15 protein-coding genes are annotated in these 19,648 nt (G+C 37.0%); 7 read left to right on the top strand and 8 right to left on the bottom strand.

The features are described 5' to 3' along the window. The 4 genes from DDU33_RS08470 to tsaB all read left to right on the top strand — a co-directional run bounded on the left by DDU33_RS08470 (position 1) and on the right by tsaB (position 5,907). Positions 1-2,970, top strand: a complete 2,970-nt coding sequence (locus DDU33_RS08470; protein ID WP_108924711.1) for a DNA translocase FtsK — start codon at positions 1-3, stop codon at positions 2,968-2,970. A gap of 143 nt (positions 2,971-3,113) precedes the next feature. Then, the gene (ypfJ, locus tag DDU33_RS08465) at positions 3,114-3,971 is read left to right on the top strand and encodes a KPN_02809 family neutral zinc metallopeptidase (protein ID WP_108924709.1); all 858 of its coding nucleotides are present in this window, start codon (positions 3,114-3,116) and stop codon (positions 3,969-3,971) included. Between the two features lie 107 nt (positions 3,972-4,078). Then, the gene (aroG, locus tag DDU33_RS08460) at positions 4,079-5,164 is read left to right on the top strand and encodes a 3-deoxy-7-phosphoheptulonate synthase AroG (RefSeq protein WP_108924707.1); all 1,086 of its coding nucleotides are present in this window, start codon (positions 4,079-4,081) and stop codon (positions 5,162-5,164) included. Between the two features lie 38 nt (positions 5,165-5,202). Then, complete coding sequence (gene tsaB / locus DDU33_RS08455; RefSeq protein ID WP_005817658.1) at positions 5,203-5,907, top strand: tRNA (adenosine(37)-N6)-threonylcarbamoyltransferase complex dimerization subunit type 1 TsaB; 705 nt, start codon at positions 5,203-5,205, stop codon at positions 5,905-5,907. A 33-nt stretch (positions 5,908-5,940) separates the two neighbouring features. On the opposite strand, the gene DDU33_RS08450 is transcribed toward tsaB, so the two are convergent. Next, positions 5,941-6,519, bottom strand: a complete 579-nt coding sequence (locus DDU33_RS08450) for a thymidine kinase (RefSeq protein ID WP_005817656.1) — start codon at positions 6,517-6,519, stop codon at positions 5,941-5,943. A gap of 61 nt (positions 6,520-6,580) precedes the next feature. Then, the gene (locus tag DDU33_RS08445; protein WP_005817655.1) at positions 6,581-6,799 is read right to left on the bottom strand and encodes a cell division protein ZapB; all 219 of its coding nucleotides are present in this window, start codon (positions 6,797-6,799) and stop codon (positions 6,581-6,583) included. Positions 6,800-6,993: 194 nt separating this feature from the next. Here DDU33_RS08445 and glpX point away from each other — a divergent pair, with 194 nt between their 5' ends. After that, the gene (glpX, locus tag DDU33_RS08440) at positions 6,994-7,992 is read left to right on the top strand and encodes a class II fructose-bisphosphatase (protein ID WP_108924705.1); all 999 of its coding nucleotides are present in this window, start codon (positions 6,994-6,996) and stop codon (positions 7,990-7,992) included. Between the two features lie 61 nt (positions 7,993-8,053). On the opposite strand, the gene DDU33_RS08435 is transcribed toward glpX, so the two are convergent. The 4 genes from DDU33_RS08435 to mazG all read right to left on the bottom strand — a co-directional run bounded on the left by DDU33_RS08435 (position 8,054) and on the right by mazG (position 13,362). Beyond that, positions 8,054-9,976 carry a MacB family efflux pump subunit gene (locus DDU33_RS08435; protein ID WP_005817653.1) on the bottom strand — a complete coding sequence of 641 codons (1,923 nt, stop codon included), beginning with the start codon at positions 9,974-9,976 and terminating at the stop codon, positions 8,054-8,056. Between the two features lie 301 nt (positions 9,977-10,277). Further along, positions 10,278-11,672, bottom strand: a complete 1,395-nt coding sequence (gene cpxA / locus DDU33_RS08430) for an envelope stress sensor histidine kinase CpxA (RefSeq protein WP_244175315.1) — start codon at positions 11,670-11,672, stop codon at positions 10,278-10,280. 63 nt (positions 11,673-11,735) lie between these two features. Beyond that, positions 11,736-12,464, bottom strand: coding sequence for a response regulator (locus DDU33_RS08425; protein ID WP_005817651.1), 729 nt, complete (start codon positions 12,462-12,464; stop codon positions 11,736-11,738). Positions 12,465-12,570: 106 nt separating this feature from the next. Continuing rightward, positions 12,571-13,362, bottom strand: coding sequence for a nucleoside triphosphate pyrophosphohydrolase (gene mazG, locus DDU33_RS08420; protein WP_108924701.1), 792 nt, complete (start codon positions 13,360-13,362; stop codon positions 12,571-12,573). A gap of 297 nt (positions 13,363-13,659) precedes the next feature. Here mazG and accD point away from each other — a divergent pair, with 297 nt between their 5' ends. Next, positions 13,660-14,547, top strand: coding sequence for an acetyl-CoA carboxylase, carboxyltransferase subunit beta (gene accD / locus DDU33_RS08415; protein WP_005817649.1), 888 nt, complete (start codon positions 13,660-13,662; stop codon positions 14,545-14,547). A 53-nt stretch (positions 14,548-14,600) separates the two neighbouring features. Beyond that, the gene (folC, locus tag DDU33_RS08410) at positions 14,601-15,896 is read left to right on the top strand and encodes a bifunctional tetrahydrofolate synthase/dihydrofolate synthase (protein ID WP_108924699.1); all 1,296 of its coding nucleotides are present in this window, start codon (positions 14,601-14,603) and stop codon (positions 15,894-15,896) included. 117 nt (positions 15,897-16,013) lie between these two features. Here the strand turns inward: folC and DDU33_RS08405 are convergent, their stop codons facing one another. Beyond that, positions 16,014-17,450 (bottom strand): HlyD family type I secretion periplasmic adaptor subunit, encoded by a 1,437-nt coding sequence (locus DDU33_RS08405; protein WP_005817647.1) that lies wholly within the window; start codon positions 17,448-17,450, stop codon positions 16,014-16,016. Between the two features lie 12 nt (positions 17,451-17,462). Continuing rightward, positions 17,463-19,586: a type I secretion system permease/ATPase gene (locus tag DDU33_RS08400; RefSeq protein WP_005817646.1), complete on the bottom strand. Its 2,124-nt coding sequence runs from the start codon at positions 19,584-19,586 to the stop codon at positions 17,463-17,465. Between the last annotated feature and the right edge of the window lie 62 nt (positions 19,587-19,648).

The raw sequence follows: 19,648 nt of genomic DNA, 5'->3' as shown, positions 1-19,648 counted from the left end.
GTGATTAAACGACTTAGAGGAAAGGAAAATCTCATTAACTTTGCGATTGCGATAGTCGGGTTATTGGGTATCTATCTTATTTTAGCGTGGGCAAGTTATAGTCCTTTAGATAACGCTTGGAGTGTAGCGAGTTCTGCGACGGAAAATCAAATCCTTAATAAAACAGGTAGTTTAGGGGCATGGATTATTGATTTACTTTATGCCTTTTTCGGGAAATTAAGTTTTCTTGTTCCATTTTCAATCACTGGGGCTTCAGCTTATGCGCTTATTACCCGTATGGCTGAAGATCTGACCTTCAAACAACTTTCACTCCGAATCGGGAGTTTTTTACTCCTGATGTTGGGTCTATCAGGTATCGCAACGTCTGTCTTAAGTAACTCTGTTTATTATCTCTCTGGTGGATTTATCGGAAGTATGCTACATGCTTTATTAGATTCGAGCATTGGGCAATTTGGAACATTGTTCGTTTCGATGTTGTGTGTGGCAGTAGGTTTCTATTTTTGTTCCGGACAATCTCTTATCCCACTATTTACACAGTTTTATGACTGGGTGACAGCAAAAGATGAGAAGAAAACAGAAGAAATCGTTTCATCAGAAGCCGAAAATGTGGTAGTTGATTTAAATGAAGAATCTGTAGAACAAACGGAAAAAATGCGAAATGTTGAAAATCAGTTCACAGATCCAACGCATTTTAAACGCCCTAACATTCATGGCTTACGCCCAACATCAGAAGATGAGATCACGCATATTGAACAAGAACATGAAGAAAATGGTAGCTCGATGTTTAAGGTTGATGCAGAACTTGCTTTACCAAGTGTAAACGTTCAAGGATTTAATCCTCAAGATGACGTTATCGCACCTGAAAAAACAGAGGAAGAAATTCTACACATTGACTTACCTAAAGTAAGATTAAATCCGCAGGCAGAAGAACAATCTCAAATGCAAGCGGTTGATATTCCTCATGAATTAACAAATTCAAATTTTGTGAATCCGGCGCAATTTAAAGTTCAACTCCCTGAAAGCGCATTATCAGAAGAAACAGCAGAAGAATGGGAAGATGAATATGAAGATGAGGAAGAAAGAGTAGTCGAAATGAGTGAGGATAAAGTTCAGCCTCCGGCATTTATGCAAGAATTTCAACCTATGGCGAAGCCTATCGTAAAGCTAACACCTTTTAAAGAGGTTGAGGAAACCCAAACGGAAGATGATTTTGAGTCTGAGAGAGCAAAAGCCTTCGCTGAAATGGAGCGAGCAAGATTAGCTGAAGTAGAAGCACGTGCGAAAGCAGCAGGGTTAGAACAGACTTTTCATAAAATTACAGAAGGTTCAACCGATTTCAGTACAGATTTAACGGCACAAGTCAAAATCCGTACTGAACCAACGCCTTCAGAATTTAGTACACCTATTAAAGCAACAACTTCTGATAGTACGGTTTACCCTAAAGGCTATGGCGATACGCTCATTCATCCGTTGTTGCAAAAAAATAAGGTTTTAGAAAAACCGACAACGCCGTTGCCAACATTAGATTTATTGGCTGAGCATAAACAAAGCACAAGACAAATTACCGAAGAGGAAATTCTTGAGACCTCTCGCCGTATCGAAACCGCATTAGCAAATTATGGTGTGAAGGCAACCGTCGAAGATGTTTTGGTTGGCCCCGTCGTAACTCGTTATGAAATCAAACCGGCGGCAGGTGTGAAAGCGGCAAAGGTCACTTCTCTCGCAAGCGATTTAGCCCGAGAATTGATGTTTAAGGCTATCCGTATTACAGAAGTTGTACCAGGTAAACCTTATATGGGGATTGAAACGCCTAACCAGCATCGAGAAACAGTTTGGTTACGTGATGTCTTAAGTAGTGATGAGTTTGTGAATACCAAGGCAACTCTACCGATGGCATTGGGAAAAGATATTAGCGGTAATCCTGTTGTTGTTGATATGGCAAAAATGCCGCATTTATTAGTGGCTGGGCAAACGGGCGGTGGAAAATCAGTCGGTGTAAATTCGATGATTTTGAGTTTACTCTTTAAACTGACACCAGAACAAGTTCGCTTTATTATGATAGATCCGAAAGTGGTTGAACTCTCTATTTATAATGATATTCCTCATCTTCTGACACCGGTTGTGACAGATATGAAGAAAGCGGCAAATGCATTGCGTTGGGCAGTAGAAGAGATGGAACGCCGTTATTTATTAGTCAGCCATTTACAAGTTCGTAATATTGAAGGGTATAACGCTAAAATTGATCAGGCAGCTGCTATGCAAATGCCAATTCCTGATCCGACTTGGCGCCCAAGAGATTCAATGGATGCTTTACCTCCACCATTAACGAAGTTAAGTTATATCGTGTTAATCGTTGATGAATTTGCCGATTTAATGATGAGTGCCGGTAAAGAAGTCGAAGAGTATATTATGCGTATTGCACAAAAAGCACGAGCTGTGGGTATCCATCTAATTCTTGCGACACAAAGACCGTCCACAGATGTGATTACTGGTGTAATTAAAGCGAATATCCCTAGTCGAATTGCATTTACCGTTGCAAGCCAAATTGATTCTCGGACGATTCTTGATGCAGGCGGCGCCGAAGCCTTATTAGGACGTGGCGACATGTTATATTCCGGTGCCGGAAGCCCTGATATTATTCGAGTGCATGGTGCGTTTATGGAAGATGATGAAGTCTCTCGTATTGCGGATAACTGGCGGGCACGAGGCAAGCCTCAATACTTAGATAGCATTGTAGAATCTTTAGAAGAAGTGGATACAACTAATCGAGGTGCATTAGGCGATTTAGACCCACTATTTGATGAGGTTGTTGAGTTTGTGGTTGAAAGTGGTATTACCTCAATTAGTGGTATTCAACGACGTTTTTCATTAGGCTTTAACCGTGCAGGACGAATTATTGATCAACTTGAGGCTCAAGGGATCATCTCTGAACCGGGTAAAGGTGGAAAACGTGAAGTGTTATCGCGTTAGTATATAAATACAAGCGGTCATTTTTCACTAAAGATTTGCCAAATCTTCGTAAAATATGACCGCTTATTTTTATTAATATATATAGGTAAGTTTAAGATATTCGTATAAAATCGATATCAAATTTTAGGTAATGGAGCATAAATATGCGTTTAGATAATGAAAGAGAAAGTAGTAACGTAGAGGATAGACGTGGTCAATCTAACTATGGTCGTCGAGTAACAGGTGGAAAAAAAGGCGGTATTCTCGGGTTTATTATTGTGTTGGTGGGAGCCTATTACGGTGTTGATTTAACCGGTATTATGGGATATAGCGATAACTCAACGACAACTTATCAGCAAAGTGCACAATCCTCTTCGGCGGAAGAAGAACAACTTAACACACTTTCTCGTAAGGTACTTTATACGACTGAGCGAATTTGGGGAGATTATTTTAAACAGAACGGTTTAACTTATCGCGAGCCTAAACTTGTTTTATATCGTGGCGTTACACAAACGGCATGTGGAACAGGTCAATCGGCTATGGGGCCTTTTTATTGTCCAATGGATGAGAAAGTTTATTTAGATCTTTCTTTTTATGATGATATGAAGAACCAATTAAAAGCTTCCGGCGATTTTGCTTTTGCTTATGTGATTGCTCATGAAATTGGACATCATGTACAGAATTTACTCGGAATAACTCGTCAAACTCAGCAAGCTCAACAACAAGCACGTAGTCAAGCAGCAGCGAATAAAATTTCCGTCAATGTAGAATTACAAGCAGATTGCTTTGCTGGTGTATGGGGACATCAAATCCAAAAAGAAGGAAAACTGGATAGTGGTGATGTAGAAGAGGCTTTTATTGCTTCACAAGCGGTAGGCGATGATCGTTTACAAAAACAATCCCAAGGATATGTTGTTCCAGATAGTTTTACTCATGGATCTTCAGCAGAGCGTTTAGCGTGGTTTAGAAAAGGTTTAGCTTCGGGTAACCCTTCAATCTGCAATACTTTTTCTAACCGTTAGTAGAAAAATCGTTTTGTACTATCTGAATAGTACAAAACGATTTGACATTTCAAGTAGATTGAACTACTTTAGACAAGCTATTTAAATTACTTTAAGAGAGAAACACAATGTCTTATAAAAATGATGATGTTCGTATTAAGAAAATTGAAGAATTATTACCGCCAGTTGCTTTGTTAGAGCGTTTCCCGGCAAGCGATATCGCAGCGGATACCGTAGCAAAAACGCGTAAGGCAGTTCATAACATAATTCATGGTGCAGATGACCGTTTATTGGTTGTGATTGGGCCTTGCTCAATCCACGATCCTAAGGCGGCATTAGAGTATGCGCGTAAAATCAAAGCAATGCGTGAAAACCCTAAAATTAACAAAAACCTTGAAGTGGTTATGCGTGTTTACTTTGAAAAACCACGTACAACAGTTGGTTGGAAAGGCTTAATTAACGATCCATACTTAAATGAAACTTATGCATTAAATGATGGGTTACGATTAGGTCGAAAAGTGCTTTCAGATATTAATGATTTAACTGTACCTGCTGCGGGTGAGTTTTTAGATATGATTACGCCACAGTATATGGCTGATTTTATGAGTTGGGGTGCAATTGGTGCTCGTACTACAGAATCACAAGTACATCGTGAATTAGCTTCAGGACTATCTTGTGCAGTTGGTTTTAAAAATGGTACTAATGGTGGCGTGAAAATTGCATTAGATGCGATTGCTTCAGCAGAAGCGCAACACCATTTCCTTTCGGTAACTAAATTTGGTCATTCAGCGATTGTTTCTACCGCAGGTAACCCAGATTGCCACATCATTTTACGAGGTGGAGATAAAGGCACTAACTATGATGCAGAATCTGTTGCGGCTGTTTGTGCTGAAATCGAGAAATCAGGTCGCCGTCCTCATGTTATGGTGGATTTTAGTCACGCAAATAGCAGTAAACAATTTAAACGCCAAATGGATGTTTGTGAAGATGTTTGCAAACAAATTGCTGGCGGTTCAGAACTGATCTCAGGCGTGATGATCGAAAGTCATTTAGTGGAAGGCCGTCAAGATTTGAAGGCAGGTCAAAAACTTGAAGATTTAGTTTACGGACAAAGTATTACAGATGGTTGTATCGGTTGGGACGATAGTGAAAAAGCATTATTTGCTTTAGCTGAAGCTGTTGAGACTCGCCGTAATAACCGTTCAGAGAAATAATTTCGCTCATATTATTGAGCATATTAGTGTAAGAATATATGAAAAAAACCATTCTTGCTCTAGATACTGCCACTGAAGCTTGTTCGGTGGCTTTATTACATCATGAGCAAACAACTTTTTTAGATGAATTAAGCCCTCGTACCCATACGCAACGTATTTTACCGATGATCGATGAGCTATTAAATGCGGCGAAGATCTCTATTCGAGAGGTTGATTATTTAGCCTTTGGACGAGGTCCAGGTAGCTTTACGGGCGTTCGTGTTGGGGTTGGTGTGGCACAAGGATTGGCAATGGGAACGAATCTCCCTGTTGTTGCTATTTCCAATTTAACAACGATGGCGGAGCAAGCTTATCAAGAATTAGGTGCAACCAAAGTGATTGCATTAATTGATGCCCGAATGAATGAGGTCTATTTCTCTCAATTATCTCGTGAAGAAAGCGGTTGGGTTGAGGTAGTAAAAGAACAAGTCTGTTCTCCTGAAAAAGCACTTGCACAATTTCAATTAAGCGACAATGTCACGGAAAACCCTGTCGTTGTAGGAACCGGCTGGGCGGCATATTCGTTATTTTCTGAAAAAAATCTACCGCTTGTGGTGAGTGAAATCACATTACCTTCAGCAAAATATATGCTTTCGCTTGCGAAAGATGCAATTGCGACAGGAACCACTCAAACCGCATTAGACATTGAACCTGTGTACTTACGAAATGAAGTAACATGGCAAAAGTTACCTCATAAGCAATAGATATAAAAAAGGACGCCATGGCGTCCTTTTGAACTATTTTCCGAGTTTCTCTTTGTAATGTTTACGGCATACAGAAAGATAAGTATCATTTCCTCCGATCTGAATCTGATCGCCATCACAAACCGCTTCTCCTTTCTCATTCATACGAATAACAAAATGCGCTTTTTTACCGCAATGACAAATTGTTTTTAATTCTTCTAATTCATCAGCCCATGCTAAGAGATATTTACTACCTTCGAAAAGTTCAGCTTGGAAATCCGTACGCAATCCATAACATAAAACAGGGATTTTAAGATGATCGACAACATCAGTCAGTTGGTAAACCTGTTGCTTTGTTAAGAACTGGGCCTCATCAACTAAAATACAATGTAATGGACTTTGTTCAGATGCCGATTTAATTTCATTAAATAAATTCGTGGTTTCGCTAAAGAGATTAGCCTGTTGGGAAATTCCAATTCGAGAAGTGACTTTACCTAGCCCATAACGATCGTCAATTGCAGCGGTATAAACCAAGGTATTCATGCCTCGTTCTTGATAGTTATAGGAAGATTGTAGCAGGGTTGTTGATTTTCCTGCATTCATAGAAGAGTAGTAGAAATAAAGTTTTGCCATATTCAAAAAATTCAAATAAAAACGGCTAATTAAATTAGCCGTTCATGTCAAATAAAAGAAATTATACGTTATCAATTTGACCTAAAAGCGAACGTAAACGCTCTTGGAAGCTTTGTTGTTCTGCTTTTAATTGCTCATATTCTTGATTTAGTGATGCTTTTGCTCTTTCTGCTTCAGCATTTTTTTCTTTTAATTCTTCAACTTCTAATTGAAGTAATTGGATTGTTTCAACGGCTTGTTTAATTTTGCTTTCTAATTCATCAAGAACGGATAATGACATAGTATTCACCTCTAATTTTATAATGGGATAATTTACATTGATTATACAACATTAAGACGTTGATTTCATTGAAAAGTTCGTAAGAAATTAGAATTTTATTTATTTGATCAAATTTTAATAAAATTTTGATTCGCAAACGTTTGCAACTTGCTAAAATAGCCTGTCTATTTTAATGGCTATATAAGGATACCAAAATGAAACGAGCAATAGCTTTTGATTTTTCCCGTGTAACAGAAGCGGCAGCACTCGCTGCTTATGATTGGATTGGGCGAGGCAATAAAAATGCAGCTGATGATGCTGCTGTAAAAGCCATGCGAGCATTATTGAATAAAATGGAAATTCGAGGTGAAATCGTTATTGGCGAAGGGGAAATTGATGAAGCGCCAATGCTATATATCGGTGAAAAAGTCGGACAGGCTAATGCAATGGATGAAGAAATTGATATCGCTGTTGATCCGATTGATGGCACTCGAATGACTGCAATGGGACAAGCTGGGGCAGTAGCAGTGTTAGCTGCAGGGGGTAGAAATGCTTTTCTAAAAGCACCTGATATGTATATGGAAAAATTGGTTGTGGATAGCTCCGCTAAAGGCATGATTGATTTAAATCTACCTTTAGAACAAAACATTCGCCGAGTCGCATCTAAAAAAGGAAAACTCCTTTCACAAATGACGGTAGCTATTTTAGCGAAACCTCGCCACGATGAAATTATTAAAAGTGTGCAGGCATTAGGTGTTCGTGTTGTCGCATTCCCAGATGGCGATGTTGCCGCAGCCGTTCAGTGCTGTTTACCGGAAAGTGATTTTGACCTTGTATATGGAATAGGTGGTGCACCAGAAGGTGTTGTTGCAGCTGCGGCTGTTCATGCCTTAGGTGGCGATATTCAAGGTAAACTTATTCCTCGCAATCAAGTTAAAGGAAATACACCCGAGAATATTTTAGCAGCTGAAAAAGAGTTAGCGCGTTGTGCTGAAATGAATGTTCCGGTCAATCAAGTGTTAAAATTAGAAGAGATTGTTCGAGATGATAATGTCCTTTTTGCAGCAACAGGTATTACAGATGGTGATTTGGTAAAAGGCGTTCATCGTAAAGGGAATATGATGGCAACAGAAACACTTCTGATTAGAGGGCGTTCTCGCACGATTCGCCGCCTTAATTCATATCATGATATTACACGTATGCAGGAAGATTAGGCATAAAAATGGGCAGATATCATTCTGCCCATTTTGCAAAAGAAAGCTTGAATTTAACCGCTTATTCTTGTGCTAATGCGGTTATTGGATTTAATTTTGAGGCATTTTTTGCCGGCATATAACCAAACACAACACCGATTAGAGTAGAGCAAAGTACAGCTAATACAACCGATTCAGGTGCTAGTACCATTTTGAAATCGGAGCCAAAAGCATTAAAGGCAAAGATAATGCTCATCGCTAAAAGAATACCAATAACACCACCCAGTAAACAAATTAAAATCGCTTCAATTAAGAATTGTTGAAGAATATTACTTTGTTTTGCGCCAATTGCCATACGAACACCAATTTCTTTTGTTCGTTCAGTCACAGATACAAGCATAATATTCATGACCCCAATTCCACCAACGACTAACGAGATCAACGCAATAGATGAAATTAAAAGCGTCATGGTATTCGTTGTGCTTGTAATGGTTTGTTTGATCGTGTCTGCATTCATAATGAAGAAATCTTTTTTACCATGTTTTGCCGTCAGTAACTCTGTAATACTTTTCTCTGCGGTTTGGCTTTCAATATCATCTTTTACTTTTACCGTTAAAGAATCAATGGATTTTTCGCCGGAAATTCGTTGCATAAGTGTCGTATAAGGTGTCCATAACTTTAAACTTGTTTGGTTCATATTATTCGACTCTTCCGCTAATCCGATAATTTTAAGCGGTTTTTTATCTACTAATATAATTTTCCCCTCAACAGGTTCGGTTAATTTAAGATCTTTTTTAGTATTGGCATCAATGACGACAACTTGTGCGGCTTGAGTGACTTCATCTGCGGTAAAAAAGCGTCCGGAAACCATTTTCATGCCTTTTACGCTTAAATATTGTTCCCCAACACCATTTACTGTTCCGGTTACATTAGTATTTCCATAAATTAAGGTTGCACTTAAATTACTAGATGGCGTAGTGCTATCAACATAAGTCTGCTTGGCAAGCATGGTCGCATCACTTATCGTCAGATTTTTGGTTAAATTAGCGCGTCTATCACCAAACCCTGTCCCATTCATAATGGTCATGGTGTTTGTCCCTAAGCTATTGATATTGGAGAGAATTTGCTCTTGAGAGCCTCTTCCTAATGCAACAACGGAAATGACCGAGGTAATCCCAATTACAATACCGAGCATGGTAAGTAACGCTCTTAATTTATGTGCAAAAATTGCACTCATCGCCATTTTAAATGATTCAGAGAGTTGGTCTAAGAAACGAGGCGCTTTATGCGGTGGTTTACTTAATTTTTGCTCATCGGCATAGGGCATTTGTCGTTCATCACGAATAATACGCCCATCTTTAACTTCAATAATACGGCTCGCCGTTGCAGCAATATTCGGATCGTGTGTTACCATCACGATGGTATGGCCTTCTTTATGCAAATCTTGCAAAATACCTAATACGGTTTCGCCACTTTTGGAATCTAAAGCACCGGTTGGTTCATCGGCAAGGATAATTTCTCCACCATTCATTAAGGCTCGAGCAATACTAACACGTTGCTGTTGCCCGCCTGAAAGTTGATTAGGGCGATTCTCGGTTTTATCAGAGAGTCCTAATTTATCCAATAATTGATTCGCACGTTCTTTACGAGAAGCGCTATCCATACCGGCATAAATGGCAGGTAATGCAACGTTTTCATTTGCATTGAGGGCGGAAAGTAGGTTGTAGCGTTGGAAAATAAAACCGAATTTTCTCTGACGTAAATCCGATAGTTCATCCGAAGTCATTTGTTGCGTTTCTTTTCCACCAATACGACAAATACCTGAACTTGCTGTATCTAAGCAACCAATAATATTCATCAGCGTTGATTTTCCTGAGCCAGACGCACCGATAATCGCAACAAAATCACCTTGTTCTATGGTAAGGTCAATATCTTTTAAAATGTGTGCTCGGTTTTCGCCTTCGCCAAAATACTTATTTAGCTTTTCTATTTCAATGAGTTTCATATTGTAACTTTCCGTATAAAATCCTCAAGAGATCAACATTGTGTATCGGTTGTACAAATATTTAAAATTTATGTTTGTAGGGGCAAATTACATTTGCCCCTACAAACAATGTCTAATAATTACACAATGCCGAAAAAGAACGCCATACTTGTATTTGCAATTAGCATTTTTTGAAAACTTTTAAATCCAGCGGCAAATACAAGTATGGCGTTCTTTGCAAAGAGGGCTCATTACAAGCGCTTGAATTTTCTAAAAAATTAGCAAATATTCTAGACTGAATATTTGCTAATAAGTTCAGTGATTATTCAAACCAAAGAGGAATAGAGAGTTCAACTCGAAGCCCTCCCATAGGGCTTTTCATCGCTTTCACGGTCCCTCGATGTTGTTTAGCTGCATTTGCAACGATAGCTAAACCTAAACCGGTTCCCCCAGTATGTCTTGCTCTTGCTTCATCAATACGGTAGAAAGGACGGAAAATTTGTTCCAATTCTGATTCTGGAACACCTGGACCATCATCATCAACAGAGATAATCAGCCTTTCATTCTCATTCTCATTCTCATTCTCATTCTCATTCTCCAAGGAGAATACCACGTTAATTTGAGAATGTGCGTATTTCTGTGCATTTCTGATAATATTTTCCATTGCACTGGCTAATAAAGCGACATTACCATTGATATAAAATTTTTTATGATTTGGTAATTCATTCTTTATAACTAATGCAATATTATTGTGTTCAGTTTCAAATTTTGCATCTTCTAATACATCCCGCCAAATATCATCTACCACAAAAGTTGTACGTGTAGCATGCTGATTCACTTGTTGGCGAGAAATTGCTAATAAATCAAGCACCATGACATTCATTTTCTGAATCTCATTTTCAATGCGTTGTGTTTCATTGCTTTCGCCGATTTTCTTTTTCAATATTGCTGTTGCAAGTTGTAAACGAGCTAAAGGGGTTTTTAACTCGTGTGAAATATCTGATAATAACCTTTGTTGATGTTGGCTTAGTTCTTCAAGTGAGGCGATCATATAATTCATACTACGGCCTACATCACGGAACTCCTTTACACCTTGTCGTTCAATTTTAGGGTTGATTTGTAATGTACCTCTCGCTACAGCATTTGCAGTTAAACGTAATGCCCTTAATGGACGTGTAATTCGCCATGAAAGAATAAAAATAACAGGAAGTGTTAGTGCTAACAGCAATGCTGTCATAGTTAATGGATTATCAAAAAGATTGTTTAACCAAGCTTCTTGAACTTTTACTTTAAAAAGATAGTATGCATTATATTCACGTTTTGTTGTGGACAAAGGGAATGGCCCATTTATACGGTATTCTTCAATACTGCGTGACATTGGGCGTTCAGCACCTTCTGTTTGATAGATAAAGGCCAATAGAGGTTTTACATTACTTTGATCCATTCCACTCACAATATCTGTTTCTTTATCTACAAGAATTAGTTCTAAACCATTTGGTGTCTCAATAGAAATGTCTCGTTCAAATGCATCATCAAGGTCAAATCGTTTTTTGACTTTATCGCTTTCTTTCTTTAGGAATGTGATATCTTGTTCTTTTATAGGTACTAAACGTCTTTCATCTAGTTGAGAAACAGTAAAAGTAATAAAAAGAATAGAGAAAAATGTGCAACTAAAGTATGTAAAAAGTTTAAAAACGAGATAGTTTCTAACAGACATTATTTTCTTTATCATATTTCTTTACCAAAGAAAAGTCCCCCGATAAATGGAGGACTTCAATCATTATTTTTCTGTTACTAACAAATAACCACGCCCACGTAGTGTTTTAAACCATGGTAAATTATCATTACGCTCTGGCAGTTTTTTACGTAAATTGGATATGTGCATATCAATCGCACGATCGTAAGGAGTTAAACGCTTACCTAAAATTTCTAAACTTAATAGTTCACGAGAAAGAATCTGTCCAGGATTACGTATAAGAATTTGTAGTAACGCAAATTCTGTTCCTGTCAGTTCGAGATCTTTTCCTTCAAACGTTGCTTGTTGACGTCCAGGATGCAATTCAACACCGCCAAACGATAATTGTTTGCTACCGTCCTCTGGTGCTAATGTAACAGGAACTGTCACGGAATCAGAAATGTTTGATACTGAACTTGTTCTACGTAAAATAGCTTTAATACGAGCCACTAATTCTCTATCATTAAATGGTTTTGGAAGATAATCATCTGCACCTAATTCTAAACCTAAAACACGATCAATATCATCATCTCGAGCACTTAACATAAGTACTGGCGTCGTTAATTTTTGACGTAGCTGTTTTAGTGTTTCAATACCATTAAGGATAGGCATCATAATATCTAATAATACTAAATCATAAACATTTTCTTCTAGTTCATTAAGAGCTTCCTGACCATTATGTACAACCTTAACATCAAATCCTTCCAAGGATAATAGCTCAGCAAGTAGTTCTGTGAGCTCAATATCATCATCTACAAGTAATATTTTAGGCATAATGAATTCCTGTTTTATCTTTATAAGGTTTTATAATTATTTTAGTATGTTAATTCAACGAGTTTACTCAGTGCTGACAATTTACAACTTTTATAGGAATTGTCAATTATTCTAAAGATTTTATTTGTTTCCAAATTTCATCTAGCTCATATAAAGAACAATCTTTCATCTGTTTTCCTTGTGATTTCACTATCTGTTCTACTTTTCTGAAGCGATTTTCAAATTTGACATTCGCTTGGCGCAAACAATCTTCCGATTCCACCTGATAATGACGACAAAGATTGACCGTTGCAAAAAGAAGATCGCCTAATTCCTCGCTAAGCTGTTCAGCCCGTTGTGGGTAGAGTGCGATTTCATCCTTGACTTCTTGGAGTTCTTCTTCAACTTTCGCTAATACATCCTGAGAGTTATCCCAATCAAAACCGACTTTTGCACAGCGTTTTTGCATTTTATGCGCACGGGTTAAAGCTGGAAGTGCAAAAGGCAAATCGTCTAAAATCGAAGTTTGTTGCTGATGTTTTTCATCGTTTGCTTTCTGTTCTTCCCACGTTTTTAATGCTTCTTCGCTATCTTTTGCTTTTTTATCGCCAAACACGTGAGGATGGCGGTAGATCAATTTATCGTGAATATCCGTTAAAACATCATAAAAATCAAAACAGCCTTCTTCTTTTGCCAATTGACTTAAAAACACGACCTGAAGCAATAAATCGCCTAATTCTTCTCTTAATGACGTTCGATCTTGTTTATGGATAGCTTCTGCCACCTCATAGGTTTCTTCTAATAAGTGGGGGAGCATAGTGTCAAAATTTTGCGCTAAATCCCAAGGGCAGCCGGATTGTGGATCACGAAGTTGGGCAACGACATCAAGAAATTGATCGATAGAAGGACGTTTTTGCATTATTATTCCTTACAAGCGGTTAAAAAATTGAATTATTTTGCTATTTTAGCACAGAGCAATAAAAGGAAGGAATTTATGGCGCACGAGAAACTGACCAAGAAAAGATTAGTGCAAATTATCATTATGTTGTGTATTTTAATTGCAGCATTTATTTATCGTACCTGCACTTATTCGTAGCTTTATTTGTAGTTATTTTGCAGATCCGAGCAGATAATTGCATTAAAGCATACCCAATTGATGAAATTTATGCTTTAATACAGCGATTTTTCTTTTAAACGATAACAAAAAGGTTTAAAAATGAGTTGGTTAGACAAAATTTTAGGTAGAGAATCTTCATCAAGCGCAGGCAAGTCAAAAGTACCGGAAGGTGTTTGGACAAAATGTACCAGCTGTGAACAAGTTCTTTACAGTGAAGAGCTAAAACGCAATATGGAAGTTTGCCCTAAATGCGATCACCATATGCGTATCAATGCAAGAACACGTTTATTAAATCTCTTAGATGAAGGTTCGGCGCAAGAGATTGCGGCAGAATTAGAACCCCAAGATATTTTAAAATTTAAAGATCTGAAAAAATATAAAGATCGTTTATCCGCTGCACAAAAAGAAACGGGCGAGAAAGACTCTTTCATCGTGATTTCAGGTACGCTTTACGGTATGCCGGTTGTCACTGCTGCATTTAATTTTGAATTTATGGGCGGTTCAATGGGTTCTGTTGTAGGAGCAAAATTTGTACGTGCGGCAGAAAAAGCATTAAATGAAAATATTCCATTCATCTGTTTCTCTGCTTCGGGCGGTGCTCGTATGCAAGAAGCGTTATTCTCGTTAATGCAAATGGCAAAAACAAGTGCCATTTTAGCGAAAATGCGTGAAAAGGGCGTACCATTCATTTCTGTGCTTACAGACCCAACATTAGGGGGCGTTTCTGCAAGTTTAGCAATGTTGGGGGATCTGAATATTGCTGAGCCTAAAGCACTTATCGGTTTCGCCGGTCCTCGTGTTATTGAGCAAACGGTACGTGAGAAATTACCGGAAGGCTTCCAACGTTCAGAATTTTTATTAGAACACGGGGCAATAGATATGATCGTACATCGCAAAGATATGCGAGATACCCTTGCTCGTCTGTGTGCTAAAATGACAAATCAACCTTCACCGTTTAAAACGGGTGAATTGATTATTGAAGAATAACCTTTTTTAAATACATAAATCCCTGTTAAAGCAGGGATTTTCTTTTGATTATGATGACAGATTTAATTACCCCAGACCGTTCTGATAGCCTAGAAACTTGGTTGGCTTATTTAGAAAAAAGCCATTTTAAACCTATTGATATGGGGCTTGAACGGATTAAAAGCGTAGCAGCACAGCTTGACCTACTTAATCCTGCGCCTTATGTTATAACGGTTGCCGGTACCAATGGAAAAGGCTCAACTTGCCGTTTTTTGGAAGTTGCATTACTTAAAGCAGGTTTAACCGTGGGCGTTTATTCTTCGCCACATTTAATTCGCTACAATGAACGTGTCCGTATCAATGGCGAGGTTTTAGCCGATCACTTTCATATTCAATCTTTTGCAGATATTAATGAAAAAAAGACCGCTTCTTTAACCTACTTTGAATTCAGTACGTTATCAGCATTTCAATTATTTAAAAATGCGAAATTAGATGTTGTGATTTTAGAAGTCGGCTTAGGCGGACGTTTAGATGCAACGAATATCGTTGATCCTCATTTAGCGGTTATTACCTCTATTGACATCGATCACGTGGCGTTCTTAGGCGACAATCGAGAAGATATTGGTCGAGAAAAAGCAGGCATTTTCCGTGAACATATCCCCGTAGTGATTGGTGAACCGGATTGCCCGAACTCCATTTTAACACACGCCAAACAATTACAATGTCACGTTATGCAAAGAGATGTTGATTGGCATTATTCTGTTAAAGCAGAGCGTTTTTCGTGGAAGGCGGCAGATCAACAGTTTGTTGATTTACCTATGCCACTTATTCCTATTCCCAATGCTGGAACGGCAATTGCGGCACTGACACAATTACCATTTAACATGAGTGAACAGATTATTCGAGAAACACTATCTGAAGCACAGATGACTGGGCGTTTTCAAACGTTGGCAGCATCTGACTTCGCACAATTTAGTGGGATAATGCCTAAAGCGAAAGTGATAATTGATGTGGGACATAATCCACATGCCGCACGTTATTTAGCAGAGCGCTTACAAGCGGTTAAAAAAGGCAAAATTTTTGCTATTTTTAGTTGCCTTGAAGATAAAGAATTATCAGGTATTGTTGAACCGCTGGATAATCTTATTGATGAATGGTTTTGTGTTGGGTTAGATTGCTGGAGAGGGCAGAGTGGGGAAGCAGTATTTGAAAAGTTGGTAAAATCTTTACCAAATGCGACCGCTTGTGCTTATGAAAATATCGCCCAAGCAACGCCTATTGCTTTTAATCAGGCTAAAGAACAAGATATTGTGTTGGTCTTTGGTTCTTTCCATACCGTAGCAGATTTTATGATTTGGTTAAATCAATAATAAATTCGCGATCTTAAAAAAAACACTGTAGGTAGGTTTTTCCCTATTGTATATAATCCGCTCCAATTTTTACTTGGAGCGGGTTTATTTTAGATAGAATATGTTTTATGGTACTTTTTAACGTTCCCTTAAACTTTCTGTAAATCCTTCCTCCAAAGGACTTAATAAATAGCTGATTATGCTACGCATACCGGTTTTTATTTCAGCAGTAATAGTCATTCCCGAACCGAGCTTAATCCCTTTTTCATCAAACAAATTTTGAGTGCCTTCATTAAATTTAATGATAGCATTAAATACTAAGCCTAGTTGAGGATGCTCTATTGCATCTAAGCTAATATGTTTTACTTTTCCTTGTAAATATCCATAACGTGTATAAGGGTATGTATCAACTTTGATAATTGCATCTTGCCCTTGCTTAATAAAACCTATGTCTTTATTCTGAATCAATGCTGTTACTTCTAGAAGATCTTCTTTAGGAGTAATTATCATTAATGTTTCAGCTGTAGTTACAACACTACCGATAGTATGAACTTTTAACTGCTGAATTGTACCAGATATAGGTGCCCTTATCATGGATGCTTGCTGTCGTTGATAGTTCTTTTCTAATTCTAGACTTAACTGTTTCTCATTTTCAACATGGTGTTTAAGCTTCTCTAAAATTTCACTTTTAAATAATTGTGTTGTAAGGAAAATCTCTTCTTGAACTTGTAATAAATCATGCTCTAATTCATTTAATCTTGAATGAGAAACATCTAATTCATTCTTAGCTTCAATAGATTTATTTTCTTGAACAAGTAATTCATGCCTTGATACAGATTTTTGGTTATATAATTTTTTTAAATCCTGATATTTTTCATTTTCTATTTTAAATAACCCCTCATATTTTCTTATATAAGTAAGCAATGTTTGTTTTTCTGCTTGTTTTCTCTTATAAGCTAAAAGTTTTTGAGATTTTTGTTTTTGCCATGTGGTATATTGCTCCTCAATTAAATGCTTTATTCTCAAGCGTTCCTCTTCGGATACTCTATCTAATTCCATATGAGAAAAATCAATTACAGGTAATTTTTCTTTCTCAATGGATTCTAAGAGGGTGCTATAACGATATTTTTCTAATCTTGCCAACGCAAGGGAAGAGCGAGACTTCTTTAGCTCTTCTTCTACACCTAAAGCAGATAAACTAATCAGGAGGTCGCCTTTTTCTACAAATTGCCCATCTTTCACAAAAATTTCTTTTACTAAAGCATTTTCAATAGGTTCAATTTCCTTACTTCTACCACTAAATGTTAATTTACCTGTTGCTGTTGCAACTATTTCCACTTTACTAAAAATAGAAATAATTATAGAGATAGCAAGAAATAACATGATTAAATAAGCTACAGCTCGAGGCTTTTTAGAAACAGGAGTTTCAATTAACTCTAAATGAGCTGGCAGAAACTCATATTCTTCTTTAAGTCTTACAGGTGAATCTAATTCTTTACGAACTTTCCATACTTCTTGGAAAAGATTTTTATATCGAAGAAAAAATTCATAAATGCTTATTATCCAAAGTTTCATTTTCTTTCTTCCTTAATTCATTTGTAATTGATTTAGATAGTAATAAAACCCATTAGTGTTTTGAAGTAATTCATTATGTTTTCCTTCTTCAATAATTTCTCCCTTTTCCATCACAATAATGCGATCTGCATTTTTTACTGTAGATAATCGATGAGCAATAATTATTACTGTTCTTCCTTCACTGATTTTGGACATATTATTCATAATAATCCGTTCTGATTCATAATCTAATGCACTGGTAGCTTCATCAAAAATTAGTATTTTGGGATTATTAATAAGTGCTCTAGCTATTGCTATTCTTTGTCGTTGCCCTCCTGATAAACCAGCCCCTTGTTCACCCACTATTGTATCGTATCCTTCTTTTAATTCAGAGATGAAGCTATGGGCACCAGCTAAGTTAGCGGCTGCAATAATCCTTTCCATCGACATTCCTGGATCCGTGAGTGCAATATTTTCTCTAATAGAGCGATTAAATAGCACATTATCTTGTAGTACTACACCGATTTGACGGCGTAGCCAGTTGGGATCAGCTAAAGCTAAGTCATGTCCATCAACTAAAATTTGACCTTGCTCGGGAATATAAAAACGTTGTAATAATTTTGTTAAGGTACTTTTCCCTGAGCCTGAACGCCCAACTATTCCGATAACCTCTCCTTTTTTAATACTTAAAGAAACATTACGTAAAATAGTAGGAGAGTCAGGTTTGTATCTAAAATTAATATTCTTGAATGTGATATCACCTTGAATTTCAGGTAGAGATAATTTGCCTTTATAACTTTCTGTTGGGGCATTCAATACATCACCTAAACGAGTCACTGAAATACCGACCTGTTGAAAGTCTTGCCATAATTGAGCTAAACGAATAACAGGAGCAATAACTTGCCCAGATAACATATTAAATGCAATAAGTTTTCCTATACTTAAATCACCTGAAATTACTAAATGTGCACCAAGCCAAAGATTTATTACCATGACAGTTTTTTGAATGAATTGCACACCTTGCTGACCGATAGTTGCCAAAACAGTAACTCGAAAATTTGATGCTACATAACCAGCTAATTGTTTATCCCAAATATTAGTCATTTGTGGAGTAACGGCCATTGCTTTAATTGTATTTATTGCACTAACTGATTCAACTAAAAAGGATTGATTATCAGCTCCTCTAGCAAATTTCTCGTCTAATCTACGACGAAGTATTGGACTGATTAATAATGACCATAATATATAGAATGGTAGCGAACAAAGAATGACTATCGTAAGTTTTGGGCTATAAAACCACATAACGATAAAGAAAATAAACGAAAAAACAAGATCTAAAACAGATGTAAGCGCTTGTCCTGTTAAAAAACTGCGGATTTGATCCAATTCTCTTACTCTAGCAACCGTATCTCCAACTCTTCGATTTTCAAAATAAGAAATTGGTAGTGCTAATAAATGTCGGAAAAGTTTTGCTCCTAATTCAACATCAATTCTACTTGTACTATGAGAAAATATATAAGTTCTTAGTCCATTTAAGATAATTTCAAATACAATAACAATTGCAAGAGCAATAGTAATGACATTTAAAGTCGAGAATCCCCTATGAACTAATACTTTATCCATAACAACTTGGAAAAATAGCGGTGTAATTAGTGCGAAAATTTGTAAAAAAACAGAAACGATCAAGGTTTCAATAAAAATTTTCCTATATTTAATGACAGCAGGAATAAACCAAGTAAAATCAAATTTTGCAAGTTGACCAATAATAGATGCTCTAGAGGTCATTAAAATAATTTTATTTTGGTATAAATTAGTAAACTCGCTTTCCTCCAAAATTTTAGGCGCATCATCCTCTAAGTTATAGGTTAAATAGCGTTTTTTATCTTTATCTATCTTTACTAAGATAAAATGTTTTCCATCTTCCCTCCAGATAAGTGCAGGTAAATTAACAAAAGGTAAACGCTCAACGGCTTTATTAATAGCCTTTGCTTTTAAATCTAATGATTTTGCTGCGATTAACCATGATGTTAAAGACAAACCTTTTCCATCTAGATCAAATTTATGTTTTAATTCTTCGGGGTTGACTGAAATATTATGATATTGAGCAAGAATTTTAAGTGCAGCTAAACCAAGATCCTTATTTTTATTGGGTTCCATAAATTCTCCTTTAAAAAAATAACAATCCTATAATTTACACCATAGGATTGCTATGATTTGAA

It is taken from the genome of Actinobacillus porcitonsillarum (genome assembly GCF_003101015.1).
In the GTDB taxonomy this organism is placed as follows: domain Bacteria; phylum Pseudomonadota; class Gammaproteobacteria; order Enterobacterales; family Pasteurellaceae; genus Haemophilus_A; species Haemophilus_A porcitonsillarum.
Note: the sequence above shows the minus strand (reverse complement) of the source record. Positions and strands in the feature narration are given on the sequence as shown.

What these genes read in the sequence shown, in the direction of transcription:
- ypfJ (WP_108924709.1), top strand. Translation starts at nt 3,114, where the DNA reads ATGCGTTTAGATAATGAAAGAGAAAGTAGTAACGTAGAGGATAGACGT.
- aroG (WP_108924707.1), top strand. Translation starts at nt 4,079, where the DNA reads ATGTCTTATAAAAATGATGATGTTCGTATTAAGAAAATTGAAGAATTA.
- tsaB (WP_005817658.1), top strand. Translation starts at nt 5,203, where the DNA reads ATGAAAAAAACCATTCTTGCTCTAGATACTGCCACTGAAGCTTGTTCG.
- DDU33_RS08450 (WP_005817656.1), bottom strand. Translation starts at nt 6,519, where the DNA reads ATGGCAAAACTTTATTTCTACTACTCTTCTATGAATGCAGGAAAATCA.
- DDU33_RS08445 (WP_005817655.1), bottom strand. Translation starts at nt 6,799, where the DNA reads ATGTCATTATCCGTTCTTGATGAATTAGAAAGCAAAATTAAACAAGCC.
- glpX (WP_108924705.1), top strand. Translation starts at nt 6,994, where the DNA reads ATGAAACGAGCAATAGCTTTTGATTTTTCCCGTGTAACAGAAGCGGCA.
- DDU33_RS08435 (WP_005817653.1), bottom strand. Translation starts at nt 9,976, where the DNA reads ATGAAACTCATTGAAATAGAAAAGCTAAATAAGTATTTTGGCGAAGGC.
- cpxA (WP_244175315.1), bottom strand. Translation starts at nt 11,672, where the DNA reads ATGTCTGTTAGAAACTATCTCGTTTTTAAACTTTTTACATACTTTAGT.
- DDU33_RS08425 (WP_005817651.1), bottom strand. Translation starts at nt 12,464, where the DNA reads ATGCCTAAAATATTACTTGTAGATGATGATATTGAGCTCACAGAACTA.
- mazG (WP_108924701.1), bottom strand. Translation starts at nt 13,362, where the DNA reads ATGCAAAAACGTCCTTCTATCGATCAATTTCTTGATGTCGTTGCCCAA.
- accD (WP_005817649.1), top strand. Translation starts at nt 13,660, where the DNA reads ATGAGTTGGTTAGACAAAATTTTAGGTAGAGAATCTTCATCAAGCGCA.
- folC (WP_108924699.1), top strand. Translation starts at nt 14,601, where the DNA reads ATGACAGATTTAATTACCCCAGACCGTTCTGATAGCCTAGAAACTTGG.
- DDU33_RS08405 (WP_005817647.1), bottom strand. Translation starts at nt 17,450, where the DNA reads ATGAAACTTTGGATAATAAGCATTTATGAATTTTTTCTTCGATATAAA.
- DDU33_RS08400 (WP_005817646.1), bottom strand. Translation starts at nt 19,586, where the DNA reads ATGGAACCCAATAAAAATAAGGATCTTGGTTTAGCTGCACTTAAAATT.